Here is a 9,188-nt window from a genome sequence, read left to right as displayed (position 1 = left end):
GGGGGGGGGGGGGGGGGGGCCCCGCGGGGGGGGCGGCGGGGGGGGCCCCGGGTGCGCCGGCCGGCGCGCGGCCCCGCCCGGGGCGCGGCCCCGCGGGCCGCTCCGGGCCCGGCGGGCGCCCCTGTGTCGTCTATGCCGTCCTGTGCCGCCTCAGCCGTGCGCCCGCTCGGAGATCGACGCCAGATGGAGGGTCACGATCGTCTGACCTCCCTCGGCGTCGAAGACGTCGAACGCCCGCATGGTGCCCTGCTGGAGGGTGTCGGTCAGGATCTTCCGCGGGTGGTCGACGGCGTGGCGCAGCACCACCGGATAGCGCCCGTCGCGGCCGCCCACCCCGACCGAGAACTGGTCGTCCTTGGGGTCGTACTCCACGTAGGCCAGGGGTATCCTCTCGGCCGCCACCGTGTCCCCGGTGCTCTCGCTCACCACTTCGATCGTCACGTCGGCGCCCTCGTAGTCGCGCGTCATGGTGTCGAAGAACTCGCGCCACTGGTCGCGCGGAAGTTCCGGCTGCCGCTGCTCCATGTCGTTGCCTCCTCCCGGTCACGGCCCGCGGGCCGCGCTGTCACCATGCTCGGTGAGCCGGGGCCGTGCCACATCACCTGATCGGGTAGGAGTGCCCCTCCGGCCCTCCACCGCGGAGGGGAACCACGCCGTCACCGAGGGCGGCGGGAAAAGCGGGTCACCCGGCGGATCCGTGACGTACGGTCGGTGGTGATCCGGTAACCGTCGCTCGTGTCACCGAGACAGCTGGAGAACCCATGGAGTCCGTCTCCTCTTCCGTTCCCCCGGCCCCGATCCGCCTGGATCCCGCCGGGCACGACATCCAGGCAGAGGGGGCCCGCCTGCGCGAGAGGGGGCCGGTGACGCCGGTCGAGCTCCCCGGCGGGGTGGTCGCGTGGGCGGCGACCCGGCACGACACGATCAAACGGCTCCTCGCCGACCCCCGCGTCTCCAAGGACGCCGGCAGGCACTGGCCCGCCTACGTCAACGGTGACCTCCCGACGCCCTGGGCCCTGATCAACTGGGTGTCGGTGTACAGCATGTTCACCGCCTACGGCGCCGACCACCGGAGGCTGCGCTCGCTGATCTCCAAGGCGTTCACCCCGCGCCGGGTCGAGATGATGCGCCCGCGCGTCGAGCGGATCACCGGCGAGCTCCTCGACGCGCTGGCCGCGACCGCGCCGGGGCAGGTCGTGGACGTCCGGGAGAGATTCGCCTACCGGCTGCCCATGTGGATGATCGGCGACCTGTTCGGCGTGCCCGGCGGCGCGCGGGGCGACCTGAGCCGCATCGTCGACAGCCTCTTCCACACCTCCGCAGACCCGCGGGAGGTGGAGGACGCCCTCCAGGACGGGTACCTCCTCCTGGAGGCCCTGATCGCGGACAAGCGGGCCGATCCCGGTGACGACATGACCAGCGACCTGATCGCCGCGCGCGAGGAGGACGGTTCCCGGCTCAGCGAGGCCGAGCTGCTCGACACCCTGTTCCTGGTGATCGCCGCGGGGCACGAGACCACCGTCGGCCTCATCGGCAACGCCGTCCACGCCCTGCTGACCCATCCCGGCCAGCTGGCCCTGCTGCGCGCGGGCGCCGCCTCGTGGGACGACGTGATCGACGAGACGTTGCGCTGGCAGGCGCCCGTGGCCAACCTGCCGCTGCGCTACGCCGTCGAGGACATCGAGATCGACGGCGTCGTGATCCGCCGGGGAGAGGCGATCCTCGCCGGTTACGCCGCCGCGGGGCGCGACCCGGACCGGCACGGCGCCGACGCCGACCTGTTCGACCTCACCCGGCCCAGCCGCCGCGACCACCTCTCCTTCGGCTACGGCGTCCACTACTGCCTCGGCGCGCCGCTGGCCAGGCTGGAGGCGGGCATCGCGCTCCCCGCCCTGTTCGAGCGCTTCCCCGGCATGACACTCGCCGTCCCCGAACACGAGCTGATCCAGGTCGACTCCCTCGTCACCAACGCCCACCGTGAGCTGCCGGTCGTGCTCCGTCCTCGCCGGGAGGGCTGAACGGCCCGCGCCCGCCGGCCCGGCCCCCGGTGCTCAGAGGTACAGGCGCAGGAGGTCCTCCTCGGTCTCCCTGCGCACGATCGCGCGGGCGGCGCCGTCGCGCACCGCGACCACCGGTGGCCGGGTCACGTGGTTGTAGTTGCTCGCCATCGACCGCTGGTACGCCCCGGAGGCGGGAACGGCGAGCAGGTCGCCGGGCCGTACGTCGGCGGGCAGCGGCAGGTCGCGGACGAGCACGTCGCCGCTCTCGCAGTGCTTGCCCACCACGGTGACCTCGCGTGCCGGAGCCTGTGAGGCGCGGGAGGCCAGGACCGCGGTGTAGGCGGCGCCGTACATGGCCGGGCGGGGGTTGTCGCTCATGCCGCCGTCCACGCTGACGTAGGTGCCGACGCCGGGGATCTCCTTGACCGTGCCCACCTCGTACAGCGCGACGGCCGTCGGCCCGGCGATCGAGCGGCCGGGCTCGACGGCCAGCCGCAGGCGGGAGGGCAGGACCTCCCGCACGGCCGCGACGACCTCGGCGGGCCGCGGGGGGAGCGGATCGCCGGGGCGGTAGACGATGCCCAGGCCGCCGCCGAGGTCGAGCTTGGGGATCGTCACGCCGTGCTCGCGCTCGGTGGCCTCCAGGAAGTCGGCCATCCTGCGGGCGGCCAGCCTGAAGCCGCCCAGGTCGGTGATCTGCGAGCCGATGTGGGAGTGCAGCCCGGTCAGCTCCAGGGAGGGGGCGGCCAGGACCCGGCGGACCGCCTCCGCGGCCAGCCCGGCGCGCAGCGAGAACCCGAACTTCGAGTCGTCGCCCCCGGTGGCGATGAACTCGTGGGTGTGCGCCTCGACCCCGGGGGTGACCCGGATCATCACGCTCTGCCGTACCCCGGCCTCCTCCGCGAGGGCGGCCAGGCGCTCGATCTCGGCGAAGGAGTCGACGACCACGCAGCCGACCCGCCAGGAGACGGCGCGGCGCAGCTCGGCGAGGGACTTGTTGTTGCCGTGGAAGACCACCCGCGCCGGGTCCATGCCCCCGGCCACGGCCACGGCCAGCTCGCCCCCGGTGCACACGTCGAGGCAGAGCCCGGCGGCGTCCAGCCAGCGCACCACCTCGGGGCAGAGGAAGGCCTTGCCGCCGTAGTGCACCTCCCCGTCGGGCAGGGCCTCGCGCCACTCGGCGCAGCGGGCGCGGAACTCCTCCTCGTCGAGGATGTAGGCCGGGGTGCCGAAGTCGGCGGCGAGCCGCCGCACCCCTATCCCGCCGATGCGAAGTTCCCCGTCGATCCAGGCCGCGGTGCGCGGCCAGCCGTTTTCGATCACCAAGCTCATGTGGTCGAAGGTAGGGCTTTAAGGCTTTTGTCCGGTCTGAGCATCGAAGCTTTCGATGCTCAGGCTCGCAAGCATTCACCTGTATTGGGACCGTTACCTGCCGTCGGCACCATAAGCTCAACTATTCGCATAACGGGAGATTAAATGACAAAACGGCTTTATTCGGTCATTGCTATCGCGGCCGCCGTCTCGGCGCTCGCGGGTGGCTGCGGGCGCTCGGCCTCGAGCGACGACGCGAACGCGGGCGCGACCGCGGCCGCGGGCAAGACCGCCAAGGATCTGGTTCCCGAGTCGGTGAGCAAGACGGGCGAGCTGCGGATGGCGACCTCCGAGGGCTACCCCCCGATGGAGATGTACAAGAAGGGCACCCAGGAGCTCACCGGCGTCGACCCCGACCTCGCCGCCGCGATCGCCGGCAAGCTGGGCCTGAAGCTCACGATGACCAACGCCGCCTTCGACGGCCTGATCCCCGGCCTGCAGGCGGGGCGCTGGGACGTGGTGCTGTCCTCCATGAGCGACACCGAGGCGCGCCGCGCGGCCGTCGACTTCGTCGACTACTTCAACGCCGGCGGGGCCATCATGGTCAAGAAGGGCAACCCCGAGGGCATCAAGACGCTCGAGGACCTGTGCGGCCGCACCGTCGTGCTGGCCAAGGGCAGCTCGAACCTCGCGATCGGGCAGCGGCAGGACGACAAGTGCGACAAGAAGATGCAGATCATGCAGAGCGAGGACGCGCCGACCGGCCTGCTGAGCATCGACTCCGGGCGCGCGGTCGCCACCATCGTCGACTCGCCCGTCGCGGCCATGTACGCCAAGGAGACCGGTAAGTACGACGTGCTGCCCGAGCAGTACGACGCGGGTCCCTGGGGCATCGCGATCGACCGCCGCAACACCGAGCTGCGCGACGCCGTGGCCAAGGCCATGCAGGAGCTGCTGGCCGACGGCGGCTACAAGGCGGTCCTCGACAAGTACGGTGTCGGGACCAACGCCGTCTCCGAGGCCATGGTCAACACGAAGCCATGGAAGTGACCAAGACCCCCGAGGCGGTCCAGACCCCCGGGACGGCCGGGGAAGAGCACCTGCCGATCGACGCGATCCGCCCGCCCCGCCCGGGGCGGTGGGTCGCGGCGGTGGTGGCCCTGTTCTTCATGGTCTGGCTGCTCTACACGATCATCGTCAACGAGAACCTGCACTGGGACGTCATCGTCTCCTACCTGACGGACGGCAGGATCCTCGGCGGTCTGTGGGTCACGATCCAGCTCACCGTGCTGTCGATGGTGATCGGCCTGGCGCTGGGCATCCTCGCCGCGGTGATGCAGCTGTCCGGCAGCCCCGTCCTGCGGGGCGCCTCGGCCCTGTACACCTGGTTCTTCCGGGGTACCCCGCTGCTGGTCCAGCTGATCTTCTGGTTCAACATCGGGCTGGTCTTCCCCTCCTTCGGCATCGGCGTGCCCTTCGACGGCCCCAAGCTGATCGAGTGGCAGGCCAACGCGCTGATCACCCCCTTCACCGCGGCCCTGCTGGGCCTGGCGATCAACGAGGGCGCCTACATGGCCGAGATCGTCAGGGCGGGTATCCGCTCGGTCGACCCCGGGCAGCGCGAGGCGGCGGAGGCACTCGGCATGTCGCACCGGCAGGTGCTCCGCCGGGTGGTGCTCCCGCAGGCGATGCGCGTGATCATCCCGCCGACCGGCAACCAGTTCATCTCGATGCTCAAGACCACCTCGATGGTCTCGGTCATCGCGGGAGCCGAGCTGCTGACCGTGACCCAGCGCATCTACCTGGGCAACTTCGAGGTCATCGCGATGCTCATCGTGGCCTCCATCTGGTACATCGTGCTCACCACCATCGCGAGCATCGGCCAGCACTTCATCGAGAAGCGGTTCGAGCGCGGTCACCACGCGCTGAGCACGAGGGTCCGCCGCAACCTGCGGCCGTTCGGCAAGGGGAGCGTGTGATGGCCCGAACCGTGTCCACATCCGGGGCCGCAGCCGCAGCCGGGGCCGAGCCCATGGTGAGGATCCGCTCGGTCCGCAAGTGCTTCGGTTCCGTCGAGGTGCTCAAGGGCATCAGCCTGGACGTGCCCGTGGGCGGCGTGGTCTGCGTCGTCGGCCCCTCGGGGTCGGGCAAGTCGACGCTGCTGCGCTGCGTCAACCGGCTGGAGACCATCGACTCGGGCCGCATCTGGGTGGACGGCGACCTGATCGGCTACGCCGAGCAGGGTGACCGCCTCCACCACCTGCGTCCCTCCCAGCTGTGCGCCCAGCGGCAGGACATCGGCATGGTGTTCCAGCGCTTCCACCTGTTCCCGCACCGCACCGCGCTGGAGAACGTCATGGAGGGCCCGGTCGTCGTCAAGGGCGTCGCCAGGGACGTCGCCAGGAAGCGGGCGCTGGAGCTGCTGGAGCGGGTCGACCTGGCGGGCCGGGCGGACCACTACCCCGCCCAGCTCTCCGGCGGCCAGCAGCAGCGGGTGGCGATCGCCCGCAGCCTGGCCATGGACCCCAAGCTGATGCTCTTCGACGAGCCGACCAGCGCGCTGGACCCCGAGCTGGTCCAGGAGGTGCTCGCGGTCATGAAGGACCTGGCCGCCAGCGGCATGACGATGATGGTGGTGACCCACGAGATGGGCTTCGCGCGCGAGGTCGGCGACAACTTGATCTTCATTGACGGAGGGGTGATCGTCGAGCAGGGCAACCCCCGCGAGGTGCTCGCCGACCCCAAGCACGAACGTTTCCGCACCTTCCTCGGGCAGGTCCTGTGACCCACTTCGAGCTGCTGCTGCGCGGTGGCCTCGTGGTCGACGGAACGGCGGGGGCCGATGCCTCGCGCCGTGCCGACATCGGTATGGCCGGAGGCCGTCTCACGCTGCTCCCCCCGGGAGGCCCGGCCACGGCGCGCGAGACCCTGGACGTGACCGGTCTCGTCGTCGCCCCCGGGTTCATCGACGTGCACACCCACTCCGACGGCGTCACCCTGATCGACGGGGAACTGGGCCGAGAGATAGTCCTGGCCCCCATCCTGCAGGGGGTGACCACCGAGATCTCCGGGAACTGCGGCTCCAGCCTCTTCCCCGCGCTGCCGGAACGGCTGGCCGCGATGCGCGCCGAGGCCCGGGTCTACTTCGGCGGGGACGTCGGGATGTACGAGGGGTTCGCCGAGTTCGCCGCCGCGCACACCGCGGTGCCGAGGGCCAACCACCTCACCTCCCTGGTCGGGCACGGCACGCTGCGCAACGGGGTGATGGGCCCCGTCGACAGGGCCGCCACCCCCGGGGAGCTGGAGGCCATGTGCGGGCTGCTCGACCGGGCGCTGGCCGCGGGCGCGGCCGGGCTGTCCACCGGGCTGATCTACACCCCCGGCACCTACGCGGGCACGGACGAGGTGGTCGCGCTGGCCGCCGTCGCGGCCCGGCACGGCAAGCCGTACGTCACCCACCTGCGCGACGAGATGTCGCGTGTGGAGGAGGCGCTGGAGGAGGCCGTCGAGATCGCGGCCAGGAGCGGCGCCCCGCTGCACGTCTCCCACCACAAGACCGCCGGGAAGTACGCCTGGGGGCGCACCGAGCGCACTCTGCCCCGGATCGCCGCCCTGCGGGCGGGGGGGATGGATGTGACATGTGACGTATATCCCTATACTGCGGGAAGTACGGCGCTGGGTGCGATGCTCCCGCCCTGGGCTTCCGAGGGTGGAATATCCGCTCTGACGGCACGCCTGGCCGACCCCGGCCAGCGCGACCTGATGCGGCTGGCCATCGCCGAGGGTGTCCCCGGATGGGAGAACACCGTCGGCAACGGTGGCTGGGACCGCATCTCGATAGCCTGTGCGCCACGCCACTCCGAAACGGAGGGGCTCACGATCGCCGAGCTGGCCGTCACCCGCGGCCAGGACCCCCTCGACGTGGCCGCCGCCCTGCTCGTCGCCGAGCAGGGCGAGGTCACGATCATCAGCCACTCCATGATCGAGGACGACGTACGGCGGGTGCTGGCCGCGCCGTACTCGATGATCGGCTCCGACGGCGTGCCCAAGCCGGGCGGCCGCCCCCACCCGCGCTGGGCGGGAACGTTCCCCCGGGTGCTCGGCCACTACGTCAGGGAGCTGGGACTGCTCAGCCTGGAGACGGCCGTGCACAAGATGACGGGCATGGCCGCGGCGAGGTTCGGGCTGCGGGGACGCGGTGTGATCGCCGACGGCGCGCACGCCGACCTGGTGGTCTTCGATCCGGCCACGATCGCCGACGGCGCCACCTTCACCGACCCGCTGGTGCCGCCGGCCGGGATCCACGCGGTGATCGTCGCGGGGGAGATCGTGGTCCGCGACGGCGTGGAGACGGGTGCCAAGCCCGGATCGGTGCTCACCACGTGAGCGCGGGAGGGGAGGGAACCGGGAAGGAGACGGGGAACGTGACCGGCTTCGAGCGGGACGCCGCGCCGGGCGTGCTGGCAGTGTCCGTACCGGGCCTGATCGCCCTGCACGAGGACACCGAGCTGACCCTCGCCAGCGTCGGCAAGCTGCTGCTGCTGGCGGCCGTCGCCCGGGGGATCGCGGCGGGCGGCCTCGATCCCGCCGAGGTGGTCGAGATCGAGGAGGACGACCGCTGTGGCGGATCCGGCCTCCTGGGCGTCCTGTCGGGACGCCGCTGGCCGATCGGGGACCTCGCCGTGCTCGTCGCCTCGGTGAGCGACAACACCGCGACCAACGCCCTGCTGCGCCGGATCGGCCTGGACCGGGTGGCCGAGAACGCCGCCGGGCTGGGGTTCGTCCGCACCCGGATCCTCGACCGGATCCGAGAGCCCAGGCTGCCGTCCCACCCGCCGACGTTCGCCGTGGGCACGGCGGGCGAGCTCGCCCGGTTCGCGGCCGGACTCGACGGACGGGAGGAGTGGACCAGGATCATGCTGGGCTGGATGGCCTGCAACGGCGACCGCAGCCTGGTTCCCGCCCTGCTGGCCCACGAGGCCGAGGACCGGGAGGTTCCCGCCTCCGCTCCCCGGGGGAGGGTCTGGGTCGCCAACAAGACCGGCACGGACACCGGGGTGCGGGCCGACGTGGGAGTGATGATCGGCCCGGAGCGCCGGCTCGGCTACGCCGTGCTGGTCAACGGCCCCGCCGGGGCCGAGCACGCCCTGGTGGGGCGTGCCCGCGAGGCCGGTCTGGCCATCGGCCGCCTGGCGGGCCTGGCCTGAGGCGATCCTGACACATTGGTGATGGATTTCATCCATCGCTGTCACCTTTGTCGGAAAACTCCGGGAAACGGTGGAATTCCACCTGTGGAACGCGCTAACACTGTTCGCAAGCACGGGCATCGCCCGCGGGAGCGGAACGGGCGGTGCCGCCGACAGGAGGAACGCCAGTGGAGCTTCACGAGTACGCCCGTCACGACGCCGTCGGGCTGCGCGACCTGATCGCGGCGGGTGAGGTCACCGCGGCCGAGGTCGAGGACGCCGCCCGGCGGGCCCTGGCCGCGGCCGACGCCGAGCTCAACGCCCTGGCGCTGCCACCGTTCTCCCCGGCGCTCGACCACGCGGCGGACGGGCCGCTCGCCGGTGTGCCGTTCCTGATCAAGGACAGCGGCCCGATGGCGGAGGGGGTCCCGTTCTTCCTGGGCAGCCGGGGGCTGGAGAACGCCGTCGCCCGGCGCGACAGCGAGCTGATGACGCGGTTCCGGGCGGCGGGCCTGGTCACCCTGGGGCTGACCACCGTGCCGGAGATGGTGGTCAGCTTCTCCACCGAGTCGGTCAAGCACGGGCCGACCCGCAACCCCTGGGACCCGGAGCGGGGCGTCGGCGGGTCGAGCGGCGGCGCCGCCGCCCTGGACGCCGAACTGGCCGGCGCCCCCGCGGAAGAGCACACGAC

General features: G+C 71.8%; 9 protein-coding genes. 7 read left to right on the top strand and 2 right to left on the bottom strand.

Going from position 1 to position 9,188, the window contains the following annotated elements; genetic code table 11:
* Positions 1 to 150: 150 nt before the first annotated feature.
* Complete coding sequence (locus AB0N02_RS42610; protein ID WP_363959653.1) at positions 151 to 525, bottom strand: DUF5335 family protein; 375 nt, start codon at positions 523 to 525, stop codon at positions 151 to 153.
* 236 nt (positions 526 to 761) lie between these two features.
* Between AB0N02_RS42610 and AB0N02_RS42605 the strand changes: the two genes are divergently transcribed.
* Complete coding sequence (locus AB0N02_RS42605; protein ID WP_363959650.1) at positions 762 to 2,018, top strand: cytochrome P450; 1,257 nt, start codon at positions 762 to 764, stop codon at positions 2,016 to 2,018.
* 33 nt (positions 2,019 to 2,051) lie between these two features.
* On the opposite strand, the gene lysA is transcribed toward AB0N02_RS42605, so the two are convergent.
* The gene (gene lysA / locus AB0N02_RS42600; RefSeq protein ID WP_363959647.1) at positions 2,052 to 3,332 is read right to left on the bottom strand and encodes a diaminopimelate decarboxylase; all 1,281 of its coding nucleotides are present in this window, start codon (positions 3,330 to 3,332) and stop codon (positions 2,052 to 2,054) included.
* Between the two features lie 144 nt (positions 3,333 to 3,476).
* Between lysA and AB0N02_RS42595 the strand changes: the two genes are divergently transcribed.
* The 6 genes from AB0N02_RS42595 to AB0N02_RS42570 all read left to right on the top strand — a co-directional run.
* The gene (locus AB0N02_RS42595) at positions 3,477 to 4,361 is read left to right on the top strand and encodes an ABC transporter substrate-binding protein (RefSeq protein ID WP_363959644.1); all 885 of its coding nucleotides are present in this window, start codon (positions 3,477 to 3,479) and stop codon (positions 4,359 to 4,361) included.
* Positions 4,352 to 5,290, top strand: coding sequence for an amino acid ABC transporter permease (locus AB0N02_RS42590; protein ID WP_363959641.1), 939 nt, complete (start codon positions 4,352 to 4,354; stop codon positions 5,288 to 5,290). The genes AB0N02_RS42595 and AB0N02_RS42590 overlap by 10 nt, the downstream gene beginning before the upstream one ends.
* Positions 5,290 to 6,096 carry an amino acid ABC transporter ATP-binding protein gene (locus AB0N02_RS42585; protein ID WP_363959638.1) on the top strand — a complete coding sequence of 269 codons (807 nt, stop codon included), beginning with the start codon at positions 5,290 to 5,292 and terminating at the stop codon, positions 6,094 to 6,096. Before AB0N02_RS42590 ends, AB0N02_RS42585 begins: the two co-directional genes overlap by 1 nt.
* The gene (locus AB0N02_RS42580) at positions 6,093 to 7,697 is read left to right on the top strand and encodes a D-aminoacylase (RefSeq protein ID WP_363959635.1); all 1,605 of its coding nucleotides are present in this window, start codon (positions 6,093 to 6,095) and stop codon (positions 7,695 to 7,697) included. The genes AB0N02_RS42585 and AB0N02_RS42580 overlap by 4 nt, the downstream gene beginning before the upstream one ends.
* Before the next feature lie 38 nt (positions 7,698 to 7,735).
* Positions 7,736 to 8,518: a serine hydrolase gene (locus AB0N02_RS42575; protein ID WP_363959632.1), complete on the top strand. Its 783-nt coding sequence runs from the start codon at positions 7,736 to 7,738 to the stop codon at positions 8,516 to 8,518.
* A 167-nt stretch (positions 8,519 to 8,685) separates the two neighbouring features.
* A partial coding sequence (locus AB0N02_RS42570; RefSeq protein ID WP_363959629.1) for an amidase family protein occupies positions 8,686 to 9,188 on the top strand: 503 nt, incomplete at its 3' end.

The organism is Streptosporangium sp. NPDC051022, from assembly GCF_040683035.1.
In the GTDB taxonomy this organism is placed as follows: Bacteria; Actinomycetota; Actinomycetes; order Streptosporangiales; family Streptosporangiaceae; genus Streptosporangium.
The sequence above is the reverse complement of the archived record's forward strand: the minus strand, read 5'-3'. Positions and strand labels throughout refer to the sequence as shown.